The sequence below is a fragment of the Lysinibacillus sp. FSL L8-0312 genome (assembly GCF_038003285.1).
In the GTDB taxonomy this organism is placed as follows: Bacteria; Bacillota; Bacilli; order Bacillales_A; family Planococcaceae; genus Lysinibacillus; species Lysinibacillus fusiformis_D.
This window is the reverse complement of sequence record NZ_JBBOOV010000001.1, coordinates 2,758,176-2,783,551: the sequence shown is the minus strand read 5'-3', so window position 1 is coordinate 2,783,551 and position 25,376 is coordinate 2,758,176. Positions and strand designations below refer to the sequence as shown.

Annotated in this window: 23 protein-coding genes; 16 read left to right on the top strand and 7 right to left on the bottom strand. The window is 36.4% G+C overall.

What is annotated here, in order from left to right; all coding sequences use genetic code 11:
* The first annotated feature begins 29 nt into the window (after window positions 1-29).
* The 6 genes from MHI22_RS14010 (at window position 30) to zupT (ending at window position 6,242) form a co-directional block, all read left to right on the top strand.
* Window positions 30-2,276 carry a sensor histidine kinase gene (locus MHI22_RS14010; RefSeq protein WP_051891772.1) on the top strand — a complete coding sequence of 749 codons (2,247 nt, stop codon included), beginning with the start codon at window positions 30-32 and terminating at the stop codon, window positions 2,274-2,276.
* On the top strand, window positions 2,242-2,871 hold the full coding sequence (locus tag MHI22_RS14005; RefSeq protein WP_340812257.1) for a response regulator transcription factor: 630 nt from the start codon (window positions 2,242-2,244) through the stop codon (window positions 2,869-2,871). The genes MHI22_RS14010 and MHI22_RS14005 overlap by 35 nt, the downstream gene beginning before the upstream one ends.
* A gap of 422 nt (window positions 2,872-3,293) precedes the next feature.
* Entirely contained in the window at window positions 3,294-4,193 is a 900-nt protein-coding gene (locus MHI22_RS14000) for a hypothetical protein (protein ID WP_340812255.1), read from the top strand.
* A gap of 37 nt (window positions 4,194-4,230) precedes the next feature.
* Window positions 4,231-4,362, top strand: a complete 132-nt coding sequence (locus MHI22_RS13995) for a hypothetical protein (protein WP_255358824.1) — start codon at window positions 4,231-4,233, stop codon at window positions 4,360-4,362.
* Between the two features lie 84 nt (window positions 4,363-4,446).
* On the top strand, window positions 4,447-5,055 hold the full coding sequence (locus tag MHI22_RS13990; protein WP_036128368.1) for a phosphatase PAP2 family protein: 609 nt from the start codon (window positions 4,447-4,449) through the stop codon (window positions 5,053-5,055).
* 377 nt (window positions 5,056-5,432) lie between these two features.
* Entirely contained in the window at window positions 5,433-6,242 is an 810-nt protein-coding gene (gene zupT, locus MHI22_RS13985; RefSeq protein WP_036128366.1) for a zinc transporter ZupT, read from the top strand.
* A gap of 72 nt (window positions 6,243-6,314) precedes the next feature.
* Here zupT and MHI22_RS13980 read toward each other — a convergent pair whose 3' ends face one another.
* The 3 genes from MHI22_RS13980 to thrC all read right to left on the bottom strand — a co-directional run bounded on the left by MHI22_RS13980 (window position 6,315) and on the right by thrC (window position 9,045).
* Complete coding sequence (locus MHI22_RS13980; protein WP_101966898.1) at window positions 6,315-6,977, bottom strand: MtnX-like HAD-IB family phosphatase; 663 nt, start codon at window positions 6,975-6,977, stop codon at window positions 6,315-6,317.
* A gap of 119 nt (window positions 6,978-7,096) precedes the next feature.
* Window positions 7,097-7,996 carry a homoserine kinase gene (thrB, locus tag MHI22_RS13975; RefSeq protein ID WP_036128360.1) on the bottom strand — a complete coding sequence of 300 codons (900 nt, stop codon included), beginning with the start codon at window positions 7,994-7,996 and terminating at the stop codon, window positions 7,097-7,099.
* Window positions 7,993-9,045: a threonine synthase gene (gene thrC, locus MHI22_RS13970; protein WP_036128358.1), complete on the bottom strand. Its 1,053-nt coding sequence runs from the start codon at window positions 9,043-9,045 to the stop codon at window positions 7,993-7,995. The genes thrB and thrC overlap by 4 nt, the downstream gene beginning before the upstream one ends.
* 204 nt (window positions 9,046-9,249) lie before the next feature.
* Here thrC and MHI22_RS13965 point away from each other — a divergent pair, with 204 nt between their 5' ends.
* Window positions 9,250-10,479 (top strand): MFS transporter, encoded by a 1,230-nt coding sequence (locus tag MHI22_RS13965; protein WP_051891771.1) that lies wholly within the window; start codon window positions 9,250-9,252, stop codon window positions 10,477-10,479.
* A gap of 305 nt (window positions 10,480-10,784) precedes the next feature.
* Window positions 10,785-11,651: a MurR/RpiR family transcriptional regulator gene (locus tag MHI22_RS13960; protein WP_036128356.1), complete on the top strand. Its 867-nt coding sequence runs from the start codon at window positions 10,785-10,787 to the stop codon at window positions 11,649-11,651.
* Between the two features lie 112 nt (window positions 11,652-11,763).
* Here MHI22_RS13960 and MHI22_RS13955 read toward each other — a convergent pair whose 3' ends face one another.
* Window positions 11,764-12,567 (bottom strand): GNAT family N-acetyltransferase, encoded by an 804-nt coding sequence (locus tag MHI22_RS13955; protein ID WP_036128353.1) that lies wholly within the window; start codon window positions 12,565-12,567, stop codon window positions 11,764-11,766.
* A 457-nt stretch (window positions 12,568-13,024) separates the two neighbouring features.
* Here MHI22_RS13955 and MHI22_RS13950 point away from each other — a divergent pair, with 457 nt between their 5' ends.
* Window positions 13,025-13,951, top strand: coding sequence for a manganese-dependent inorganic pyrophosphatase (locus MHI22_RS13950; protein ID WP_036128351.1), 927 nt, complete (start codon window positions 13,025-13,027; stop codon window positions 13,949-13,951).
* Window positions 13,952-14,084: 133 nt separating this feature from the next.
* Here MHI22_RS13950 and MHI22_RS13945 read toward each other — a convergent pair whose 3' ends face one another.
* Window positions 14,085-15,464 (bottom strand): FAD-dependent oxidoreductase, encoded by a 1,380-nt coding sequence (locus MHI22_RS13945; protein ID WP_089934454.1) that lies wholly within the window; start codon window positions 15,462-15,464, stop codon window positions 14,085-14,087.
* A 123-nt stretch (window positions 15,465-15,587) separates the two neighbouring features.
* On the opposite strand from MHI22_RS13945, the gene MHI22_RS13940 reads away from it, so the two are divergent.
* The 3 genes from MHI22_RS13940 (at window position 15,588) to MHI22_RS13930 (ending at window position 19,771) form a co-directional block, all read left to right on the top strand.
* Window positions 15,588-16,295, top strand: coding sequence for a DsbA family oxidoreductase (locus MHI22_RS13940; protein ID WP_340812251.1), 708 nt, complete (start codon window positions 15,588-15,590; stop codon window positions 16,293-16,295).
* A gap of 184 nt (window positions 16,296-16,479) precedes the next feature.
* Complete coding sequence (locus tag MHI22_RS13935; protein WP_036119245.1) at window positions 16,480-17,106, top strand: FMN-dependent NADH-azoreductase; 627 nt, start codon at window positions 16,480-16,482, stop codon at window positions 17,104-17,106.
* A gap of 304 nt (window positions 17,107-17,410) precedes the next feature.
* Window positions 17,411-19,771 (top strand): bifunctional 2',3'-cyclic-nucleotide 2'-phosphodiesterase/3'-nucleotidase, encoded by a 2,361-nt coding sequence (locus MHI22_RS13930; RefSeq protein WP_058844738.1) that lies wholly within the window; start codon window positions 17,411-17,413, stop codon window positions 19,769-19,771.
* 25 nt (window positions 19,772-19,796) lie between these two features.
* Here the strand turns inward: MHI22_RS13930 and MHI22_RS13925 are convergent, their stop codons facing one another.
* Together MHI22_RS13925 and MHI22_RS13920 are read right to left on the bottom strand one after the other, a co-directional pair.
* Window positions 19,797-20,168, bottom strand: a complete 372-nt coding sequence (locus MHI22_RS13925; RefSeq protein ID WP_101966900.1) for a DUF2500 domain-containing protein — start codon at window positions 20,166-20,168, stop codon at window positions 19,797-19,799.
* 36 nt (window positions 20,169-20,204) lie between these two features.
* Window positions 20,205-20,732: a YceI family protein gene (locus MHI22_RS13920; protein WP_036119238.1), complete on the bottom strand. Its 528-nt coding sequence runs from the start codon at window positions 20,730-20,732 to the stop codon at window positions 20,205-20,207.
* A 326-nt stretch (window positions 20,733-21,058) separates the two neighbouring features.
* Here MHI22_RS13920 and MHI22_RS13915 point away from each other — a divergent pair, with 326 nt between their 5' ends.
* From MHI22_RS13915 to MHI22_RS13900, 4 genes are all read left to right on the top strand, one after another.
* Complete coding sequence (locus tag MHI22_RS13915; protein ID WP_036119224.1) at window positions 21,059-21,364, top strand: winged helix-turn-helix transcriptional regulator; 306 nt, start codon at window positions 21,059-21,061, stop codon at window positions 21,362-21,364.
* Between the two features lie 223 nt (window positions 21,365-21,587).
* The gene (gene murB, locus MHI22_RS13910; RefSeq protein ID WP_271911143.1) at window positions 21,588-22,502 is read left to right on the top strand and encodes a UDP-N-acetylmuramate dehydrogenase; all 915 of its coding nucleotides are present in this window, start codon (window positions 21,588-21,590) and stop codon (window positions 22,500-22,502) included.
* A 52-nt stretch (window positions 22,503-22,554) separates the two neighbouring features.
* Window positions 22,555-23,310 carry an exodeoxyribonuclease III gene (locus tag MHI22_RS13905; protein WP_340812245.1) on the top strand — a complete coding sequence of 252 codons (756 nt, stop codon included), beginning with the start codon at window positions 22,555-22,557 and terminating at the stop codon, window positions 23,308-23,310.
* A 308-nt stretch (window positions 23,311-23,618) separates the two neighbouring features.
* Window positions 23,619-24,968 carry an IS1182-like element ISBsp5 family transposase gene (locus tag MHI22_RS13900; RefSeq protein WP_340812243.1) on the top strand — a complete coding sequence of 450 codons (1,350 nt, stop codon included), beginning with the start codon at window positions 23,619-23,621 and terminating at the stop codon, window positions 24,966-24,968.
* Window positions 24,969-25,376 lie beyond the last annotated feature (408 nt).

Below are 25,376 nucleotides of genomic sequence, written 5' to 3'. Positions count from 1 at the left end.
TATTTTGGCCAGCTATAATTCTCTATTTAATGATTGGCTTTTATTTAAATTATGTGAATTATAGCGCGCCATATATTGATATTGAGGTAGAAAAAGAAAATGGTCAGTGGGTAGTAACTCAACTTGATTATAAAGACTGGGCGGACAGTCAAAATATAGCCATTGGTGATGTTATTGTAAAGGTAGATGAACGTCCAATTGACCATTTAAATCAGCTGAAGTATAAATCCAAAATATTATCAGCTAATGATTTAACAGTTATGAAGCCAAGTGGAAGTTTAATAAACATACATATTAGACACTTAGATATTCCTCAGCAATTTTTATATATATTTTTTGTTCCGGCGTGTTATTATTTTTTGACGTTATTCATTGCGTTTTATTTACATTCCAAGCAAAGGAATTCAAAGTTAGCAGACTTACTTATTCTTTTTATGTTAAATGTTTCATTAGCATATGTGAGCAGTGGTGTCTCTGGTAGGTTAGATGCGATCGGTATTATCGTCAATCGTAGTAGTATGGTGTTATGTTTAGTCCTATTATTACATTTTTTAAGAAATTACTTTTTATTTGTGAAAGCGAATTGGGTATTTATGGATAATATCAAACTCTTTTATGTTTTCCCCATAATCGCTTTTATACTAGGTTTTACAGGCACTATTTATCCTGCTGCTAACGATATTCTTTCCAATATAGTATTAGCCATGTTTCTTCTTCTCCTTGTGATTATCCTTAGTATTTTACTAATAAGCTATTTCAAATACAGCTCACCACAGTTGAAAATTTTATTAAATAGTATATTAATACCGTTTCTACCATTTCTTTTTTTGTATGCACTTCCACAAATTCTTTTTCATACGTACATTCTTTCAGCTGAAATTTGCTCATTATTTTTATTGCTTATACCTTTTAGCTTTATCTTTACACAACTAACGGAAAGGCTATTTGATATTGAGTATCATATTACAAGATTACGCTATTATGTCATATTCTCTTTAAGCTTTACGTTATGGATTACTATGGGACTGTATTTTATTGCAGGACAGTATTTAACTATGACTGTCATGTCAGGAGTAGCACTTTTTACATTTTCATCATTAGTAATTCTCTTTTACGTAAAAGAAAAGGTTGATTATCGAAAACGGAAAATACTATTTTCTACAAAAGGTGACTATATTCATCAACTATATACTGCTGTAGATAAAATTGGTAAAACCATTAAAATCGACGAGCTTTTAGAGAAATTTGCTTATGAAGTTTCTATGCATCTTGAGTTAGAGGATGTTTTTGTCATAACATATAACTATGTTACGAATGAATTCTTAACGATGGCTGGAGAAAGTTTTACGATTCATCCTGATACTGTGGAAGAGTTGAGATTAGGAGAAATAAGAAAGATAGACAAAGTTTATGTAGCCTTTCTCCATCAAGACGCACATTATAAAAGAGCATTAGTGTTGGGGCATAATAATACGATCCATTTAAAAGATGAGGAGCTTTTATGGCTTGAATTGCTCCTATTGTATGTAAATAATTTTATTGAAAATACAAAGATGGTGGAAGAACTGATAGAGGAACTAAAGCATATGAAACAGGCTGACGATGGTCAGTTACCATGGCTAAATAAGCTATTATGGTTAAGGTTTGAAGAAGAAAAATACCAGTTAGCTCAAGAGTTACATGACACCAATTTACAAGAGCAACTCCATATTGCACGAGAAGTGGATGTCCTTGTTAATGCAAAGAATACATCGGATATTCAAGAGCAACTTGCTAAAATTCATAAACAAATGCTTATCTCTTTATATGAATTGCGGAGCTATTGTGAAAATCTAAAGCCTCCTTTATTGGATACTTTAGGTTTAAATGCTGCATTAGAAAAGTTAATTCGAAAAGTTCAAGAAAGAGCTAACTTTGTGCTCATTTATACAATCGATCGTCTTTATTTAGAGGATGAGCGCATGAATTTAATGATTTATCGATTGTTTCAAGAACTACTGAATAATGCGTTAAAGCATTCCTATGCCGCATCCGTTGAAATCCATTTAAATGAGATGAATGATGGCTTTGAAATCATTTATAATGATGATGGTGTAGGCTGTAACGTGGAGGATATTATTGTAGCAGAGTCTATGGGTATTCGAGGTATGCAGGAGCGTGTAAAAGCATTTAATGGGCAATTTTATATTGACGCTCACATAAACAAAGGGATGTCTATTAGAATAATAGTGAAAGAAGGGAGTGAAACACTTGATTACGATGCTCATAGTGGATGATCACCCAATAGTATTAGAGGGAACTAAAAACTTATTTCAAGAGAATGATGATATTATCATTGATACGGAAAGCGATGCTACTTGTGTTATTCAAAGAATAAAAAATAAGCCATATGATATCTATTTGATTGATATCAATATGCCACTCGAAAATGGCATTAACTTAGCCCGTAATATTAAAGCTTTTCAGTCAAATGCTGCAGTTATCCTCTATACAGGTGATGATATCACGGATTATTACCCGCTTATTTTGGAAAGAAAAATAGAAGGCATTTTAGCTAAAACGGCCTCTAAAGAGCAAATTTTACGAACGGTGAGAGCCATTGCAAACGGAGAAATTGTTTTACCTAAAAATTTCTTGGATTTTTTGGATGATAAATTTAAACTGCAAGATGCAAAAGATATTCATTTAAATGAAAAGGAAAAGAAAATTTTAAGATTGATTGCGGAGGGCCATACAAATAAAGCCATCGCGATTGAATTAAACATTCCTCAGCGAACAACTGAGAGATATTTGACACAACTCTTTTCTCTGCTCAATGTAGATTCACGAACAGAGGCTGTAAATCTAGCTGAAAGAATGAATTTACTCTAAACTATTTCTATGCTATACTCTTGGTATATTTTTCAATAAAAAGGGAGCTTTCTGGGAGTTTACTATCCTAAATATTACCTTAGTAAAATAAAACCATATTTATATGAGAAATAACCTATAAAATACTAGGAACACCGCCAAAAAAGTGGCGGTGTTTTTTATGACCGCCAAATCACGCCAGATTTTCACTTGAATCACGCCAAAAAATTGGCGTAAACCCGAAGTTGAAAAGACGGTGTAAGTACTGGTACGCTTAAATTAACGGTGGTTAAGTAGATTTGCTTTAGTGAGTAATAGACAATAGATTTTATTAGAATAAGCAGCCTGACTATCTATGAATAAAGTAGCGTTAGTAGATTGTAGAATGTTACTAGCTAGTCAATATACTTCACCATAAAACTTTATAAAGGTAGGCGTGTATTGTGAAAGTAGAACTTGAAAATTTGTTTTCCGTAGATGAAACTAGTCAAGATCAAGTTATTAACGTTTATAATCGTCATGGTATTGCGATTGGTGCGCCTGAAATTAGAAAAAGAAATTTAAAAACAAAGTTTAATCCTATTTTTACATTAAATGAAGATGTAACATACGAACAGGTAACAGCTTTATATAAATCATTAGAACGCGAATTTGGTATTGTTTCAATAGGAGAACGTTTTTACTTTGAATTTTCAGATATGGAATATGAACGGGCACCATTATTTACTTTAAATTCAACAGGTAATTCACCAGAAATGTTCTTAGAGGACAAAGGGACATTATTTTCTTTAAGCACACACTGTAAATACTGTGGTCTAATGGATAAAGAGCAGTTATCACCTATAGTCATTGATACTACACAAATGAAGGATCGCCATTTAGTCCATGTAAATGGTTATTGGGTTGCTTCTGAGGCACTAGCATCACTCATGAAAAAGGAAAATTTAGAAGGCTTTGAACTTTTAGAGGTTATCCATCAAGGACCTGAAGAAGGAAAGCAACTAGCTTATCAAATTATTCCTGTGCAAGTGCTGCCTGAATGTAGCAAGGATAGAGTAAATTTATATTTTGCAACGGAACAACCTCCATGTAGCTGCGGCTTAAATGGCGTGATTAATGGTCCTGATACCTATGAGCATGAAGATTTAAAGCACTTAAAAGGCGATGTATTTTACTCAGCTGAATGTAGTCACGATGGAAGATATCTTTATAGAAAGACTTTGTTCAGTAAAAGATTTAGAGAAACGATTATAAAAAATGGTATTTCTCGTGAAGTTAGAGGAGAAAAGGATTCAAACTTTGGCCCAAAAGATTGGCTATTTGATCCTGTGTTAATCAAGTAAACGAAGTGGAACAAAAAAGGATAAGGGAGTGTTTAGGATGTTTAGAAAAATACTACCTATAGTAGCCATTTTGTTTATTATTGCATTGGCTATTTCCGATTATTTTAACAAACCTGAAGAAGCATCCATCCATGTTTATCAAGAATACGAACGTGCTTACCTTTCTTAAAACGAGAGTCTATATTTCGCTCAGAATAGACTTATTTATGTTATGATGTGAAGATCATAGCATGAATGTTTTTGAGGTGAAAGAATGAAAAAATGGGCATATCCATTAGCAATTTTAACGCTAATTGTATTTTTCGTAGTAAGAGCTACTTATCAAAGCGAGTTCATGAATACATTTGACGCAAAGATGGCGGAGATCTTTTTTGGTAATCGATTTATAGAGATCTTTCATTATATAGGAGAGCCTAAATTTGTTGTCGCTGTCGCAGTAGTCTTAATGGTGTATTTAGCTTGGAAGGTAAAAAATTATCGAGCCATGCTATTTGTAGTGTTAACTTTTGCAGCGGGCAATGTTTTGAATCAATTACTAAAAAAATGGATCCAAAGACCACGTCCTGAATTGGAGAACCAACTGACATCCTTTAGCTTTCCATCTGGACATGCTATGACGGGTATTCTGTACTTATTCACAATCGCTTATATTTTCGCCGAGAATAATAGTAAAGGTCGTAAAATTGTGCTGTGGCTAGGTGCAATAATTCTAATGGTACTCATTGGATTATCACGTATTGCAGGAGCTCGACACTTTGCTACGGATGTGCTTGCAGGTTGGAGTATGGGATATACTTGGTTTATCATCTGTGTCATCTGGTATGAACGTCGTAAAAAATCATTTCAATCAAACCATAAATAAAAAAATATAAATAGTATCAGGATGAACTGATACTGTCTACAAAAGGAATCGAGAAATTTAATCTCGATTCCTTTTTACATGTTTCGGTCCTTTTTATAAGCATTTCTTTAAATTCCCCACAACATCACAGTCGTGACAGCAAGATAAGCAAAATGTCTCTGTCTTTGCTATATTTGATTATCTTCTATGTAGAAGTAGATGAAACGGGAGGCAGTGACTCTCTCAGAAAGAATGTGCTCACGGTTTTTTATATACTAATGAATGAGCATGATTTCCCTATTGTAAAGAATGATATTTACCTTATAAAAAAGAATTGCGTATAGGAAACTTCTAAGTTAAGATGAGTACAATAATAAAAAGAGAAAAGGAAGAAGGGAATGGACGGAAATGTTTTACTGGCACTAGGGTTGACTCTTTTTGCCGGACTTGCAACGGGTGTAGGTAGTTTAATCGCCTTTTTTACATCAAGAACAAATACAAAATTTTTATCATTCGCATTGGGCTTTTCAGCAGGGGTCATGATATATGTATCCCTTGTAGAAATTTTTGTTAAAGCGAAAGATGCTTTAACCGACGCATTAGGCACAACAAATGGCTATTGGATGACAATTCTCGGATTTTTTGGCGGGATGTTATTTATTGCTTTAATAGATAAATTTATTCCTAAGGCTACTAATCCTCACGAAGTAAAGCTAGTTGAAGATGTGAATGCAGTGAAGCCTCAGGTCAATGAAGAGCATTTGATGAAGATGGGTATTTTTACAGCTCTCGCTATTGGCATTCATAATTTTCCTGAGGGCATTGCTACATTTATGTCAGCTATTAATGACCCAAATGTGGGGATTGCTATTGCTATTGCAGTAGCCATTCATAATATTCCAGAAGGCATTGCTGTATCAGTCCCTATTTTCTTTGCAACGGGCAATCGTCGAAAAGCTTTTAAGTTATCTTTTTTATCAGGATTAGCAGAGCCTGTCGGTGCACTAGTAGCATTTTTGCTCCTTATGCCCTTTTTAACAGATGTAATGTTTGGCATCGTGTTTGCTGGTGTTGCAGGCATTATGGTTTTTATTTCATTAGATGAATTATTACCTGCAGCGCAAAGATACGATGAAACACATTTATCCATGTATGGTCTAGTAGGGGGAATGGCTGTCATGGCCATTAGCTTAGTATTATTAGCATAATTAAAATAGGAAAAGGGAGTCATTTAAAGTGGCTCCCTTGTTATTTTTCTATATTGTAGGAACAGCCTTTTTTTATTCCACAAGCTCTTGTACACTATTTAGACAATCATGAAATGTAGTAAAAGGTTTATATGGAATATGAAGCTCCTCACAGCGCTGAACAAGATGATCTCTAGCAAGAACAATATTTGCTAGTTTAGCTGCCTCAAAATCAGAAAGAGAGTCACCAATCACAATTTTAAAATGATCCTCCTCTGCAACCTTCCGCATCACGCTAGGTTTACAGCAACCGCAACCTTGTGTGCTATATTTAACACATTCCTCGTCACAGTTATTTGGATAGATTAGTTCTATTTGTTCACCTGAAAAATCGGCTTTATTACAGTAGATGCCCGAAAAAGGACCATATTTTTCAACTAGAGGCTCAATGAAAAAATCAACGCCACCGCTTACAATATAAAATGGTATGTTATGGTCTTGAGCATAGCGAACAAAATCCCCAAAGCCCTCACGAATTACTGCTGAATCCATAAGATATTGAATTACTTCATCTTTTTGTTGAGTAGAAAGTAGATGAAACATAGCAGAAAGCCCATCTTTAAATGAAATGGTTTGTTCCATCATGGCTTTAGCAATTTTTTCAGAATCCTCTCGTACAAATTCAGTCATTAATGAAAAGATATTATCAGTTTCTGTTATCGTGCCATCGAAATCACAGAATATAATTGGTTTCAAGATAGTCCCTCCTTAGAAAAGCACGTATAAAATATCCTTTTCTATACTTCTATCATATTAGTTTTATAAGTACTTGCTTTCAAAAAAACGCCTACTAGGGTAGTAGACGTTTCAAACATTTATTGCTTATGGACTTGCACACCATGTTCATCCGCTTTTGTTAAAATTACTTGATGCTCTGGGAATTGCTTTGTCATTAACTGAACAAAGTCAGTAGCAATAGCAGAAGGAATAATGGAAATCAACGTTGGCCCAGCGCCACTTAGAGCGGTACCGTATGCACCGTTAGCTTTTGCAGCAGTACGAATTTCTGCATAGGCAGGAATTAGCTTTGCACGAAACGGTTCATGGAATAAATCAGCCTCCATATAATGACCAGCACGCTCGAAATCACGTGCCATTAAGGAAGCTGCCAACATATTCGCATTTGCAGAAGCACAAACAGCATAGGCGCGATTTAGTTGTTCTGGTAAAACAGAACGAGATTCGCTCGTTTTGAGCTCAACATCTGGTACGTATACCACAAATGATGCCTCGATATCATTGATATGAAATGTATCGACAATTCCGTTGTCATCCATTGAGGAAATGGTTAATCCCCCTAAAACAGAAGCGGTTGCATTGTCTGGATGTCCTTCAATCTGTGAGGAGAGATTGAGCTTATCTTGAACAGTTAAACCAAGTTCACATACTTGGTTAGCAAGTTCAATACCTGCCACAATCACAGCTGCACTGCTTCCAAGGCCACGTGCTAATGGAAGTTCACTAGTCATCTCGACACGACAAGCAGGTAGTTGCTGATCATATTGATCTGCAATTTTTTTAGCAATGACGTATAGTAAGTGTTCTTCAAGCTCAAACTCTTTAGGACCATTATCATCGAGATGGATAATATTCCATTGATCTTGTAAAGTAACGGTAAGCTTTAAGTAAAGGGACAAGCCGAGTCCTATCGAATCAAAGCCTGGCCCTAGGTTGGCCGTGCTTCCAGGAACTGAGATTTGCCACACTTTACTCATAGTACACCCTCGATATATGCACGAATTTCTTCTTCATCATTTTTAAGGGACACTACTTCTACAGTAGAAACGTTCATAGCTGTATCAGGATCTTTTAGTCCGTTCCCAGTGAAGATTGTGACAACTTTTGCACCCTGTGGTATTTTTCCGTTTTCAACTGACTTAATAACACCTGCTAAAGAAGCAGCAGAGCCAGGCTCAACGAAAATACCTTCTGTACTTGCGATTAATTTATAGGCAGCTACAATTTCTTCATCTGTAACAGAATCAATGATACCGCCAGATTCATCACGAGCTGCTTCTGCCAATTTCCAACTAGCAGGGTTACCAATTCGGATGGCTGTTGCCACTGTCTCAGGATTAGCAATAGGTTCTCCTTTGACGATAGCTGCGGCACCTTCAGCCTCAAAGCCATACATTTTTGGTAGACCGCAATTTTTCGCTGCATGGTATTCTTTAAAGCCTTTCCAGTATGCAGTAATATTTCCTGCGTTACCTACTGGAATACACAAATAATCAGGTGCTGTACCTAAGCCATCTACAATCTCAAAGGATGCCGTTTTTTGACCTTCAATACGGTATGGGTTCACAGAGTTTACAAGTGCGACAGGAGTCGTTTCACTTACTTGGCGAACAATATTAAGGGCATCATCAAAGTTACCGTCAATTTCGATGATTTTTGCACCATACATGGTAGCTTGAGCAAGTTTACCAAGAGCGACTTTTCCTTTCGGAATAACAACGATGGATTGAATACCAGCGCGTGTTGCATAAGCTGCCGCAGCTGCAGAAGTATTTCCTGTAGAGGCACAAATAACGCATTGACTCCCATCTTCAATAGCCTTTGCAACGGCAAATACCATCCCTCGGTCTTTAAATGAGCCTGTCGGGTTTGCACCTTCAATTTTTCCGTAAAGCTCAATGCCTAGTTTCTTAGATAAATTCACTAAATGTATAAGAGGCGTATTGCCTTCGTTTAAAGTTAAAGCAGGTGTGTTTTCAGTTACGGGTAAAAATTGTTTATATTCTTCAATAAGGCCTTTCCACATAACGATACGATCTCCTTTTGTTCTTATAGGAAGAACAGTTGTTTTTGTATAAAAGACATTTTAACGCAAATCGTACTATTATTTCAATAGCATTTCATTAATTGTCGAAACAATTCGGTAATTTGAATTTTACTTGTCACTTTCTTGAAACAACTGTATAGTAATCTTGTAATGTAAAGTCAAGTGTAAAGACAGGTGGTTGGGATGACAACAAATACAGTAGTAACAAATAAACCTCAGCAATCCATTTCTAGAAATAAACTTTTAGGTGTAGCGGGGGTAGGTTGGCTTTTCGATGCCATGGATGTTGGTATATTATCCTTTGTCATTGCGGCATTGGCAGCTGAATGGGGACTATCACCAAGTCAATCTGGCTGGATAGGTAGTGTTAATTCAATCGGGATGGCTGTAGGAGCACTTTTCTTTGGTGTTTTTGCTGATAAAGTAGGGCGAAAGCAAATTTTTATGTGGACTCTGGTCCTATTTTCTATTGCAAGTGGACTATCCGCTTTTACAACTACATTAACTGCATTTTTAATTTTACGCTTTTTAGTAGGTATGGGGCTAGGGGGAGAATTACCTGTAGCTTCAACATTAGTATCTGAAAGTGTAGCGGCCAAGGAAAGAGGGCGTGTAGTTGTCTTATTAGAAAGCTTTTGGGCGGCAGGATGGTTAATTGCTGCACTTATTTCATATTTCGTTATCCCTACTTGGGGATGGAGAGTGGCCCTTATATTAACAGCACTTCCAGCCTTTTATGCTATTTATCTTCGTTGGCATTTGCCAGACTCACCACAATTTACGGTGAAGGAAGAATCCAAAAAACGCAGTATTGGCCAAAATATGAAAGAAGTTTGGTCGAAGAAGTACGCACGTTCTACGTTTATGTTGTGGCTATTATGGTTTACAGTTGTATTCTCCTATTATGGCATGTTTTTATGGCTGCCAAGTGTAATGGTTGGAAAGGGCTTTGATATGATTACAAGCTTTAAATATGTTCTAATCATGACATTAGCTCAATTGCCAGGTTATTTTACAGCAGCTTGGTTTATAGAAAAGTTCGGCCGTAAATTTGTCCTTGTTTCCTATCTAATTGGTACTGCTGGAAGTGCTTTCGTTTTTGGGAATGCAGATACACTTGCCGTATTGTTAATTTCAGGGATGTTTTTATCCTTCTTTAACTTAGGGGCATGGGGTGCATTATATGCCTATACACCTGAGCAATATCCAGCTATTATTCGCGGCACAGGTGCTGGCATGGCGGCAGCTGTTGGGCGAATCGGAGGTATTTTTGGTCCATTGCTCGTTGGTTTTTTATTAACGGCAGGCTATGATATAGGCTTTATCTTTGCCATTTTCTGTGGTGCTATCATTATAGGCGTGGTGGGTGTCATCTTCCTTGGAAGGGAAACAAAGCAGCTTGAATTAGAATAAAAATAAAAAGTTCTGGATCAGAGTAATGAATCCAGGACTTTTTTGTTTATATTCGCTAGTGAAATACATAAAAATAAGTATTTATTAATTTTTATTCAATTTTAAGAATTTATTTGTTAAAATGACAAATCAATATAAAAAGGTAAATCAAATTGTTCTATTAGCAGGTTAATGTGTTAAAGATTTTTCAGAAAAGTCATTGTATTCAAATTGTAATCGTGATACTGTATTTTTAATCGAATTTTGAGTCAGTAGGAAACAATCTCCCGTTCGTGATAAGGTCATTGAAAGAAAGGTTGTTAGGAATGAGTATTCATGAGGATATAAAGAAAAGGTTTGTAAGGCTGTCAAAGGGGCAGCGTAAAGTAGCACAATTTGTGATGGATAATCCCACTACAGTTATTGCTAATGGAGCAGCAGAGGTTGGCAGGCTGGCGAATGTAAGTGAATCTACAGTAATTCGTTTTTGTTATGCCATGGATTTATCAGGATATGTAGAATTGCAAGAGGAAATTAGAGAATATATGATGTCTCAAAATGAAGGGGTAAATCTACAACCTACATATACAGTAAAAAAATTAACTAATTCTAGCTTTGGTAAGATCATGCAACAAGATAGCCAAAATATTCAAGAAACGATTCAATTGATTAACGATCAGCAAATTCAAAAAAGCTCGAAATGGATGCATGAGGCAGATCATATCTATATTCTTGGTACTCGTCACAATGCATATGTCGCCAATTGGTTAGCCAACACATTAAAAACATTACGTTCTAATATTAAGCAGCTTCGCTTAGACTCGGATGATCTCGTTAATCAAATGAATAGTATGGGCGAACATACGACATTCATTGTGCTATCCTTTGATAAACAGATGAAGGATATGAAGACGATTGTTGAAATTGCCAAGATGAAGAAAGTAAAGATTATTGCGATTACAGGGTCTGCATTTTCCCCTATCCGAGAATATGCCAGTGCATTATTTGCTCTTGGCACAAAAAAGCATTCTTCACTAAACATTGCACCAGTCTTATTTTCCTTTTTGCATGCCTTGTTAGAGGAAATGATGAGTCAAGATAAGGGACAATATGAAAAATATCAGCAATCCTATGAGCAAGTTGAAAGTAATGTGTTATTCTTAGATGCTGCTAGAGAGAAGCAGGTTTTTTAATGTAGGCAACGCATAGATGGTGTGTACTCATACACAGGTCTATGCGTGTTTTTATGAAATTCACTATAAAAAAAGATGTCCAAATATGATTTAGACATCTAGGAAAAATGAATTATAGAATTTTACTTAAGCTATATTCATTCACATACGTATCATTTAATTTAATGGCATTTTGTCGGATGCCTTCTTGTTGAAACCCTAGTTTTGTAAAAAGGTGTAACGCTACATTATTATGTTCCATCACCGTTAACTCTAGACGAGAAATGTCTCGCTGTTTAGACCAATTTTCAACAGCGTTCATCAGTGCAGAGCCAATGCCCTTTTGTTGATGTTCTTCCTTTACTGCTAAGCGAACAGAAGCAACATGTCTAGCTTTCGATTGTTTATACCCATGAATGACTGCATAGCCTGCAAAAATGCCATTTAATACACAGAGTAGTATTGTGCGGTTTTTTAGCTGTTTCCAATAGGCTAAATTTTTACGAAGTTGTTGGACCGTTAGATCTACTTCATTTTGAACATTATACATGAAGTCAGTTTGCTGAAAGATTTCCTCTTGTAAATGAATGAATGATCTAGCATCGGATGCTTCAATCCCTCGAATTATGTATGCAGATGGGCTTTCCTCATTGTTAGAAGTACTGCTTTCAGTTGGCTTCATTTGCGAACGTGAGAAAGTTACGCTTGTCCCTAATTTAACATCAATAACATAATAACCTGCATTGGTCCAAGATAAATAGTGTGAGAGAGGGGGCTTAGTTTTTTTCCACCAGCTCTTATTTAAGTAGGCGGCGTTTGGTAATACTTGTCCCATAATGTTTTCTAATTCACTAAAGGATAAAGTGATCTCTTGTTGTAAAGCTACTTCAAAATAGTTTGCTAAAGGAATGTACTTTTTTTCCATCTTCTTTGTCATCGTAATCCCCATTTCCTGAATATCCAAAAATATAGACTATCTGATGATAGCATAAAATTACGATGACTTAAATATGAAAACCCAACTAAATATCTATATAAACTAATTATTTTTTTAAAAAGATGCATTTTTACTATTAAATGTTAAAAATAGGTTGGTAAAAATAGAGAGTATTATAGGAGTGTGTAGACCCAATAGAAGTTATATAGCAACATAAGGTAGTTATAATATATATCTTATTTGCAAAGTATGTATTTAAAGATTAATTATTCTTTTATATAATAAATGATAGGCAGTAAGATTTTATCTGGATTCAGCAAATGCTTTTAGGAGCAAATTTTCGAGTGAGTTTGATGAGGCTTCGTTGATTCAAAGTTACACTTTATCACTTATTAGGCTATAAGATATGATAAAATAAAATACAAATGTAAGTGCTATTTTAGGAGGAATTGATTGAATGAGTAAAGTATTAGTTTTTGGACATAAAAACCCAGACACAGACACAATCACGTCTGCTATTGTATATGCCTATTTAAAACACCAAATTGGTGAAGAAGCTGAGGCAGTACGTCTTGGAGATATTAATAATGAAACTCAGTTTGCATTAGATAAATTTGGTTTTGAAGCACCTCGTTTAATTTCTTCTGTAGTAGGGGAAGCGGACAAGGTAATTCTTGTTGACCACAATGAATTCCAACAATCAGCGGATGGTATTGAGGAAGTACAAATTACAGAGGTAATCGACCACCATCGTATTGCAAACTTCCAAACAGCAGATCCACTATACTATCGTGCTGAGCCAGTAGGTTGTACAGCAACAATTCTAAACAAAATCTTTAAGGAAAATGGTGTAGCAATACCAGCTAATATTGCTGGCTTAATGTTATCAGCAATTGTTTCTGATACATTACTTTTTAAATCACCAACTTGTACAGAGCAAGACGTAAAAGCTGGTGAAGAGCTAGCAAAAATTGCAGGTGTGGACGTTGCAGACTATGGATTAGCTATGCTAAAAGCAGGGGCTGACCTATCTGATAAATCACTAGAAGATCTTTTATCATTAGATGCGAAAGAATTCCAATTTGGTGAGTACAAATCAGTTGTAGCCCAAGTTAATGCAGTTGATATTAATGATGTACTTAATCGTCAAGAAGAACTAGAAATCCTATTAAATAAAAACGTTGCAGAAAACGGCTTAGATTTATTCTTCTTCGTTGTGACAGACATTTTAAATAATGATTCAACTGCTGTTGCAATTGGACAAGTAGCAGAAGCGGCAGCAAAAGGATTCGGTGCGGAACTCATTAACAACCGTGTTGTACTACCAGGTGTTGTTTCTCGTAAAAAACAAATTGTACCAGTATTAACGGAAGCACTAAAATAATAGGCAGAGGCTGGGACAAAAGAATTTTAGCCAAAGAAAACCCCGAACTACGAAATGTTCATTAATATTTCGTAATAGTTCGGGGTTTCTGTTTAAATTGCTTAGTTCATTCGAAAATTATCCAGCTTTCATATTAATCGAGTTTTAATGGTTGTACTGCTGGGCCTTCAAGTACCTCACCCTTAGCGTTAAAGCGTGAACCGTGGCAAGGACAATCCCATGTCTCATCTGCTTCATTCCATTTCGTTTTACAGCCTAAATGGGTGCAAGTCGGTGCTTTGGCGTTCTTCATATAACCAGCTATATATTCCTTTGCAACAAAGCCCCCTACTTTAAGCATCTGCATGAATTGCGCGCCGAATTTTGTACGTGACGGTGAATAAAGGGCAATGGCACCATCCTCACTCTGTGCGCCTGTAATCAGGGTGGACAAGATGTCACCAGCGACAAAGGAATTGGAAATCCCCCATTTACGGTAGCCAGTAGCAATCAGTACATTAGGTAAGGAGTTTGTAATTCTTCCAACGTAAGGAACAATGTCAGGTGTTTCAATATCTTGAGCTGACCATCGATAAAGTGGCTGTTGTTCAAAGTGTTCCTTCATTTCATTGGAAATCGCTTCATAATACGGCTCCGTATGAACGGTTTCGCCAGCTATATGATTCGCTCCACCCATTACTAAATAATGTTCCTTGTCTATCGTGGCAGTCCGAATCGAACGGGAAGGGAAATCAACGGATAGATATTGCCCCTGCATCGTTTCGGAAATCTTACTAGCAATCATATAAGAGCGACTATTGGACAGTTTAAAAAGTTTGAGTCCTTTAAACGCCTCAATGGGATAATGCGAACACAAAATAAGCTTATTGTATTGAACCGACATATTTTTTTCGGTATGTAAGTTATTTTGTGATATGTTTAATTGCTGAACACGAGTATTGCTGTAAAGTCTTGCCCCCATTGCCTGTGCCTCTTTGACAAGGAAATTACTCACCTCTAAAGGATTTATTTGAGCTTGCTGTGACATACATAATGCTTTGGTGATAGGAAACGGTAGCTCTGTCTCAGAGGTAATTTTAGATTTAATATTTAAAACCTTATAGGCATTCCATTCTTTTAATAATTGTGCATAGCCTTCTTTTGTTTGACAGTATAACAGTGAGTCCACTGATCGAACACTGTGTGTCGGAAGTAATTGCCTAGCTTTCTCGATGGCTTGTTGGTTGAGCTGATAATAAAGCTGCGCCTCTTCTATAGATAGTTTTTCTAACAGATTCGCATAGACAATACTATGCTGTGCTGTTAATTTTCCTGTGGAATGCCCTGTCGTTCCGTGACCAAAATGGGTATTCGCCTCAAGTAGAACTACATCCACACCTGCTTTTGCTAAAGTATAGGCTGTATACAAACCTGTTAAGCCCCCACCGATAATACATACATCACAAGTTGTTGAGGAAGTAAGAGAAGCTAGCGAGACTGACTCGGTTGATGCGAGCCACAGAGATTGTGTCATATTGAAACCTCACATTGTTTTTATGTTCAGTATGTAGAAGGGCTTGAAAATTTATGCAGTGAAGCATAAATATTGCCTTGTGATTTGTTCTATCGCTACAATGAAGCAAAAGGAGTGAGTGTAATGAAAATTGAAATTTGGTCTGACTATGTATGTCCATTTTGTTATATTGGTAAAAAGCAATTAGAGAAAGCAATTGAAGATACTGGCTTTGGAGGGCAAGTGGAGTTTGTTTATAAAAGCTATCAATTAGATCCAACTACACCAGTAGAATCGACTAGTACTGTATATGAATCATTAGCCAAGAAATATGGAATGTCTTTAGAAAAGGCTAAGGAAATGACATTGGGCGTAACGGCACGTGCAAAAGAAGTGGGCTTAAACTACGACTTTAGCAATTTGATGGAAGAAAATACGCTAAAAGCACACCGACTTGTGAAATGGGCTGAACAACAGGGAGATGTTACAGCACTTGTGGAATTACTTTTACACAGCCATTTTATTGAAGGAAAGCGTATTGGCCAAGAAGACATTTTATTAGAGATAGCTGAGCAAGTAGGGCTACAGCGTGAAGCGGTTGCAAAGGTTCTTGCAAGTGACGATTATAAAAACGAAGTAGAAGTAGATATTCAAGAAGGTCTACAACTTGGTGTTCGTGGGGTACCATTTTTTGTCTTAAATCGTAAATATGGTATTTCAGGTGCTCAGCCACAGGAGGTATTTGAAGATACACTACGTAAAGTTGCTGAGGAAGAGGGTTTGCAACCAAAGTTAAAGATGGCTGGCTCTGATGATGAGGGTATATGTACAGATGATAACTGTAAATTGTAGTTTACACAGAGGGGAGTAAAGCTTTATACCCCCTCTTGTTAGATGAATGAAAGAATCTTAACATAATATTTCAGTCAAAAGTCTGAGGAAAGTAACGTTGACATTTTAGGTGAAATTTTTTAAGATTAATATATATCTTGAATTCGAGATATTAGATTATGATGTTTAAGGGAGAATTTATATAATGAACGTTTTAGTAGTAAAAGCTAACAACCGTCCAGACGGTATTTCAACAAAAATGTATGATACATTCATGGAGAATGTACAAGGCCTCAACGTTACAACTTTTGACGTATTTGCTGAAGATATGCCTTATTTTGGACAAGACCTTTTCAATGCATTTGGTAAAGTTCAAAATGGCGGTGAGCTAACAGACATCGAATCACGTCTTTTAGCTGCAAAACAAAAAGCAATGGACGCATTAACTGCAGCTGATATCGTTGTATTTGCATTCCCACTTTGGAACCTAACAATTCCAGCACCTTTACAAACATTTATCGACTATGTATACCAAGCTGGATTTACATTCAAGTATGGTGAAAATGGTCAATTAATTAGCTTAATGACTGACAAAAAAGCAATCATTTTAAATGCTCGTGGTGGCTACTACTCATCACCAGAAGCACAACCAATGGAAATGTCAGTAAATTACATTAAAAATGTAGCAGGTGGCGTATTCGGTATGGAAATTATCGAAGAAGTTATTATTGAAGGTCACAATGCTTCACCTGATAAAGCACAAGAAATTATTGCAAATGGCCTAGAAGAAGTGAAAAAAGTAGCTCAATCACTTCAAACTGTGAATGCATAAAAAATATTTTTTAATAAAAGTCCTCTCAAATTCGGGAGGATTTTTTTTATTTTGTGAACAGATGTATGGTGTGGTATGGAGGTCGGATATATTGATATTAATTAATTATTTAGAATTTACATTTACTAACATCCTGTTTGCGACGCAAGAATTAAAATGATAGTAATCTATGATTTTGGAGAAAAGTAATTAACCATTCTTTTAAAAATACATATAATCAGGACTATTTATTCAGTAAAAAATAGAATTAGTTTAATATAATAGGATTTGTAGGAAAATACTAGATTATTAAGGAGGTTGTTGTATGAATAAGAAATTAATAACTAATTTCTTGGCAATGTTACTCGTTCTATTCGCGTTTATACCATTTGGATTTTCTGCAGATGCTGCTTCCAATGATGTAACACGTGCAGATTATGTAAAAGAACTAGTAAAGAGCTTAGATGTAGAGATAGGTGATGGTTCTTCTCTTGCCTTTACCGATGTCTCTAAGGATTTAGCACCTTATGTAGAAAAGGCTGTGGAATTAAAACTTATTAAAGGTAAAACAGCAACTACATTTGGACCAAACGATAAACTAACACGTCAACAAGCATTTGTTATATCTGCTCGTGGACTAGTTAGTGAAAACGCTTCCCTTTCTATTTTAGAGCAATTTAAAGATGCAGACCAAATTGCAGAGGCATATAAACAAGATTTAGCTAACGCAGTTGCTGCAAACATTTTGCAAGCATTTGAGGATAATACCATTCGCCCTCGTGATTATGTGACGAAGGAGCAAATGGAAAGTATTGTGGAGCGCTTTGTAGCAGAATATAAAGCACCTTCAGCTGGAGCATCAGTAGACCTTCAGATTTTAGGGACAACAGATATCCATACAAATTTAGCTAATTATAATTACTATTTAGATGCTCCCTCAACGGAGGTTGGTTTAGCTAATACGGCTACATTAATTGAACAAGCGCGCGCTAAAAATCCAAATACATTGTTATTCGATAATGGGGATTTAATTCAAGGTACACCACTTGGCTCTTATAAAGCGTTAGAAAGTGTATTAAAGCCAGGGGAAGTGCATCCAGCTATCGCAGCACTTAATGCATTAAAATATGATGGTGGAACTTTAGGAAACCATGAATTCAACTATGGCCTAGACTTTTTAGATGAAGTATTAAACGATGCTAAATATCCAGTCGTAAATGCTAATACTTACGATGCAAAAACGAAAAAGCGTATGTATACACCGTATGTCATTCTTGATAAAGAAGTGGTCGATAGCTCAGGTAAAAAGCATACACTAAAAGTTGGTGTAACGGGAATCGTTCCAACAAAGATTGTTGAATGGGATGCCATTCATTTAGCAGGTAAAGTGGAAATGCAGGAGCCTGTTGAAGCAGTAAAAGAGGTAGTACCAGACATGCAGAAAGCTGGTGCAGATGTAATTGTTGTTCTTTCGCATTCAGGTATTGGTGGGGACACTTATGTGAAGGGTGCTGAAAATGTTGGTTACCAACTAGCAGAAATTGAAGGCATCGATGCTTTAATTACAGGGCATTCTCATTTAACATTCCCTGGTGACTATAAGGACTTGAAAGATGTAGATCAAGAAAAGGGTACGATTCACGGTGTACCGACTGTTATGGCGGGTAGCTATGGTAGTCACCTTGGTGTCATTGATTTAAAATTGGAACAACAAGGATCAGAGTGGGTAGTGGTAGACGGTAAAGGTTCATTGCAATCAATTAAGCAAGAAGGCTTAAAACCATCTGCAACAGTGCTAAAGGCTATTAAAGAAGCACATGAAGGTACATTAACATATATCCGTCAGCCTGTTGGAGAAACAACTGCACCAATCCATAGCTATTTCTCAATGGTACAAGATGATCCTTCTATTCAAATCGTAACACAAGCACAAAAATGGTTTATTGAACAGGAGTTAAAAGGTACTGCTGATGAAAAGACACCTCTTCTTTCTGCTGGAGCACCTTTCAAAGCAGGCTCTCGAAATAACCCACTAGATTACACAAACATTCCTGTGGGACCACTTGCCATTAAAAATATGGCGGACATCTATCATTATGATAATACTGTTGCTACTATTAAAGTGACAGGTGCTCAAGCAATTGAATGGTTAGAAATGGCTGCGGGTATTTTTGCAACAATTGATTCGAATAAAACAGAAGAGCAAAATATTATCGATTCAGAAGCACGTTCTTATAATTTTGACGTGTTGGATGGCTTAACGTATCAAATTGATGTATCATCACCAGCAAAATATGATCGCCGTGGTATCCTTGTTGATGAGAAGGCAAACCGTATTAAAAATGTACAATATAATGGTAAGCCAATCGATCTAAAACAAGAATTCATCATTATTACAAACAATTATCGTGTTGGTGGATCATATGGGGCAACATTTAAAAATGCTGATGGCTCTAATATTACTAACTATGCGTATGAAAATCGCCAAGCTGTAGTTGATTATATTATGGCGAATAAAACAATTAATCCTGCTGCGGATAATAACTGGTCATTTGTGCCGTTCCCAGCTAATACAAAGGTTATTTACCTATCTGCAAAAGATGCACAAAAGTTCATTCCTGCAGGTAGTAGCATCGAATATTTAGCAGAAACAGAAGCTGGATTCGCTAAATATTTAATTAAATAACGGTTTATGAAAAGGAGAGTACGATTTAATCGCTACTCTCCTTTTTATGTCTGTTAAATGAATGGTACCGTGTGCCCTGATAAGTTAAAATGCCGAAATCCCCGTCTACTAGCAGTCCATAGTCGTGCCCATTCATTTTTAGTTCATGACGCTCTCCGTTTAGTTCTTCAAACGTTACATAATAGGACGTAGATGCTCCAGTATTATTAGAGCCTCCACGTATATTTGTACGTTTTGTCACAACCTTAGCGGGTACCGTTAAAATGGGAGAACTGTTGTTTTTAGACCAGCTGATAATGCCTTTCACAACTATGAAGGCAATGCTGCCGAAAACAATGAAAAAGATAATCGTTATAAAAACGGAACCAAATAAAAATTGATCGTCAAACCAGAGCATCTAAATTACTCCTTTCCTTTGGTGTTGAGGTGATTCTTACAGAAGATTTAACTCTAGATCAACAACAATATCTATTTCATCACTGATTAAAACGCCGCCTGTTTCTAGAAACGTATTATAGACTAGATTAAAATCGCGACGATCAATTTGTGTCTTTGCTTGAAAGCCAAATACTTCTTGTGCCCATGGATTGACACCTTTTCCTGTATATACTGTTGTAAATACAATGGGCCTTGTTATGTTTTTGATAGTTAAATCCCCATGAATTGCAAATTTTCTTTCATGAAGTTGATCAATGTATGTAGAAGTAAATATGATTTTTGGATAGACGTCTGCATCAAAAAAATCGGGAGAAACGAGATGGACATCACGATCATGATTTTTGGTGGAGACACTAGCCACGGCAATAGTAAATGAAATGTTTGCCTTCTGCATTTGTTCAATATCTGCTGCAACTATCTCAGCATTGTACGCTTCGAATGTTCCGTGAATACGGGAAATCATCATATGTCGCACAGAAAAGCCAATTGTTGAATGACTGAAATCAATAGTGTATTTTTTCATTTGAAAACCCCCTAAAACAGCATTCTACAACGAATGATAAAGTAAATAATTTGCTTATTCAATGAGTTTTTCATAAATGTGGAAATGTAGACACTTTTATAAAAGTGTAATCTGTGAGCATGTTAGTCATATTCTTATAAAGATGGGCATTTTATTGTTAGCAGGTGATCTAAAAAATTCCCTCTATAAATTGAAAAAAATGAGATTAAAGTTACTTTTAGTAATTTAATATAAAAAAGTTAATTGATTATTTTATGTAAATAAGTTACTTCAAATTTACATTTACTACATTAATCGTTACAATAGTTACATAGAGGTGAAAAATTATGAATGAGACAACTTTATGTCCTCGTTTAGCAAAAGCAATGGATTTAATCGGAAAACGATGGACGGGGTTAATATTATATCAATTACTAGATGGACCACAGCGTTTTAATGAAATCGAGTCTGCCTTACCTGTCAGTGGGCGCTTATTATCAGAACGCTTAAAGGAACTTGAGAAAGAAGGGCTTGTTGAACGCAAAGTATATTCCGAAGTTCCTGTACGCGTAGAGTATTCTTTAACAGATAAAGGTCGAGCATTAGAAGGCGCTATCCGCAATATAGAAACATGGGCAAGTAGTTGGCTCTAACATGAACAGATTGTTCTACTAGTAAATAAACTGGTTTTAATATTGTGCCAAAAACGACACTTGGAATGACTGTCAATTTTCTTTATAATATTCATCATCTCTGCACAGGTCTTACCTGTCATATAATATGAGATAAAAATACCCTTCATTTTACTTGTCAAATTGGGGTTCTAAATCCATACTGGTGTAGAGTAAGAAGGACGTTAGAAAGGAATTAGCTCTCATGACAAAAGAACAATGGGCGAAGGATTTAGCAAAAAATATTAATCCTGCCAATATTAAGTTAGATGAATCTTTACAGCAATATACAATGACAAAATTAGGTGGCAAAGCAGATGTTTTTGTTCTTCCTGAAACAGAAGAAGAGGCAGCATCAGTTATTCGCTATGCATATATAAATAATATTCCTTTATTAATGTTAGGCAACGGCTCAAATATGGTTGTTCGTGATGGCGGTCATAGAGGAATCGTTGTAACATTCTCAAGTCTGGATGAGATTCGTATTAATGGTGAGCATGTTTACGCACAAAGTGGTGCACTAATCAAAGATGTATCGAAGCTATCAGCGCAAGCCTCTTTAACTGGTTTCGAATTTGCTTGTGGTATTCCTGGATCAATTGGCGGAGCAATGGCTATGAATGCAGGTGCTTATGGCGGTGAGATTAAGGATATTATCGTTTCATCTAAGGTGTTAACGAGAGAAGGAAACATTTTAATATTATCCAAAGAAGAGCTTGAGCTCGGCTATCGACAAAGCATAATTGCCAAAAAAGGCTATTATGTGTTATCCTCTGAATTTCAATTGGCGGTAGGGGTGCAAGAAGAAATTGATGCGAAGATTGCTGATTTAACGTTCCAACGTGAATCAAAGCAGCCTTTAGAATACCCATCTGCTGGAAGTGTCTTCAAACGCCCACCAGGTCATTTTGCAGGTAAACTTATTCAAGATAGTGGCTTGCAAGGCCAAGGTGTAGGTGATGCAGAAGTCTCTACCAAGCATGCAGGTTTTATTGTCAATAAAGGTAATGCCACTGCTACTGACTATATTGAAACAATCCGAATGGTCCAACGCGTCGTGAAGGAAAAATTTGGTGTTGAATTAGAGACAGAAGTTAAAATTGTTGGTGACGATCTATAATATCACGCCCTTCGTTTAAGTCGAAGGGCGTTTTTTTAGGAGTGAGGATGAAATGAAATTTATATCATGGAATGTTAATGGAATACGAGCATGCTTAGGTAAAGGCTTTTTAGAATTCTTTCATCAAATGAAAGCAGATTTCTTTTGTATCCAAGAAACAAAATGTCAGGCTGGACAAGTAGAGCTTGCTCTTGAAGGATATGAGCAGTATTGGAATTATGCACAGAAGAAAGGGTATTCAGGAACCGCTATATTCACTAAGCATACCCCGTTGTCTGTTAAGTATGGAGTGGGGGAGGAAGACACTCAGGATGAAGGTAGAATTATTACATTAGAATATGAAAACTTCTATTTAGTGAATGTCTATACTCCGAATGCACAGCGCGATTTAGCCAGATTACCTCTCCGCTTAGATTGGGAGGACCGTTTAGCAAGCTATCTACAAAAACTGAATAGTAAGAAGCCCGTAGTCTATTGTGGTGACCTAAATGTTGCACACACTGAAATTGATTTAAAAAATGCAAAGTCTAATATAGGAAATTCAGGATTTACATATGAAGAGCGAGCGAAATTCTCAGAGTTATTAGCAAGTGGTTTTGTAGATTCTTTTCGCTATAAGCATCCTGATGAAACTGATCATTACACATGGTGGTCTTATATGAATAAAGTACGTGAACGCAATATTGGTTGGCGTATTGATTACTTTGTTGTTTCTGATCTATTAAAGAATCAAATTGATATTGCAACAATCCACCCACACATTATGGGCAGCGATCACTGCCCAATTGAATTACAATTACATGTCTAGTGCTAAAAAAACGTATTTTCATAGAGAAAATACGACAGACTGTAGACAAACTCAATGAATTTTGAGTTTGCTTACAGTCTTTTTTCTTTTACAATAAAATAAAGTAAAAAAGTAAAGCCGTTGATTTCCACTACGGGCGGACGCTTTCCGCGGGCGGGGTCGAGCTGCTTCCCTCGCTTCGCTCAGTCCAGGATCTCGACTTTCCCGCTTTTCCCGCAGGAGTCGCCGCCCTTCGTTCCAATCAACTTCTACATAAAGAATTCCTTATTCATCTATTGATAAAAAGTAAACTTTTGAGGTGATCAACCATGATGACGAAAAATCATACCAATGAACGTGAACAATTAGAAATGTTAACGATTGATCAATTAGTTCCCAACGATCATTTAGTGCGAAAACTAGAGGCTGCTATTGATTTTTCATTTATCTATCCTTTAGTAGAACATCTCTATTCACCTAATGGGCGTCCAAGTATTGATCCTGTTGTTCTCTTTAAAATGACGTTTATTCAATATGTTTTTGGCATTCGCTCCATGCGTCAAACGATCAAAGAAATTGAAACGAATATGGCGTATCGTTGGTTTTTAGGATTTGGCTTCCATACAGAAGTCCCGCATTTCTCTACCTTCGGTAAAAATTATGCCCGTCGCTTTCATGACACCGATATATTTGAACAGATTTTCTATCGTATATTAAAAGAGATTATGCATCAGGGACTCCTCCATGCAGACCATTTATTTATCGATTCCACGCATGTGAAAGCGAGTGCGAATAAACGGAAGTATGATAAAAAGGTCGTGCGAAAAGAAACACGGGCTTATGAAGAGAAACTTCAATTAGAGTTAAATATGGATCGTGAAGAACACGGAAAAAAGCCCTTTCCCCCGGAGAAATTTGAAAAAGAAGAATGGAAAGAAATAAAGGAAAGCACGACAGATCCTGAAAGTGGCTATTACGTGAAGGATGAACGTACGAAACAGTTTGCGTATTCTTTCCATGCAGCCACAGACGAAAAAGGCTTTGTCTTAGGTACCATTGTGACTCCGGGAAATGTGCACGATAGCCATGTATTACAGCCACTTGTGGAAAGGGTCATTCAAAACGTTCAAAAACCAATCGCCGTTGCGGCAGATGCAGCCTATAAAACACCAGCGATTACGAACTTTTTGTTAGAGAATCAAATGTTGCCTGTTCTTCCGTATACACGTCCTAAAACGAAAGATGGATTCTTCCGAAAGCACGAGTATACATATGACGAGCACTATAATTGTTATCTTTGCCCACAAGGGCAGATATTGAAGTATGCGACAACGACGAAGGAAGGATATCGCCAATATAAATCGAATCCTTTGATTTGTGCGAAGTGTCCAAGCCTTTCCCAATGTACAGAAAGTAAGCATCATCAAAAACTCATTCAACGCCATATTTGGGAGTCGTATGTGGAGGAAGCTGAACATTTACGCCATTCCTATGACATCAAACAGATTTATGCAAAGCGCAAAGAAACGATTGAGCGTGTCTTTGCCGATGCAAAAGAAAAGCATGGTATGCGATGGACAACCTTAAGAGGTCTAAAAAAATTGTCCATGCAGGCGATGCTTACTTTTGCTGCCATGAATTTGAAGAAACTGGCTACTTGGACGTGGCAAGTAGCTTAAGAGAGCAACTAAGCTCGAAGAGTATGTTGAATTTGGTAGTATATTACCAAATGTTAAAAATAAAATAGGAAGAAAAATGACAAAAGCCCATCGAGAGTGAACTTCTCGATGGGCTTTTGTCTACAGTCTGACGTATTTTCATAGAGAAAATACGATTTTTTTATGGTTGTTCTAGAAAATTAATAGGGGTTGCTTCGCTCAAAAGTGAAAGCAAAGAGTTGAGGGAACCACTAAAGGGTAGCATCGAAGCGCTCATAAAATAGGAGACTGTAAGCCGAAATCTATGAAACCAACACAAGATAACCTTCTCATATAAAGTCATATCTTCCTCTATAGGAAAATATGATTTTTCAAAACGGTTCAGTAGCCTTCAAAATTCTTATTGTTTATACTATTTTAATAGCGAAT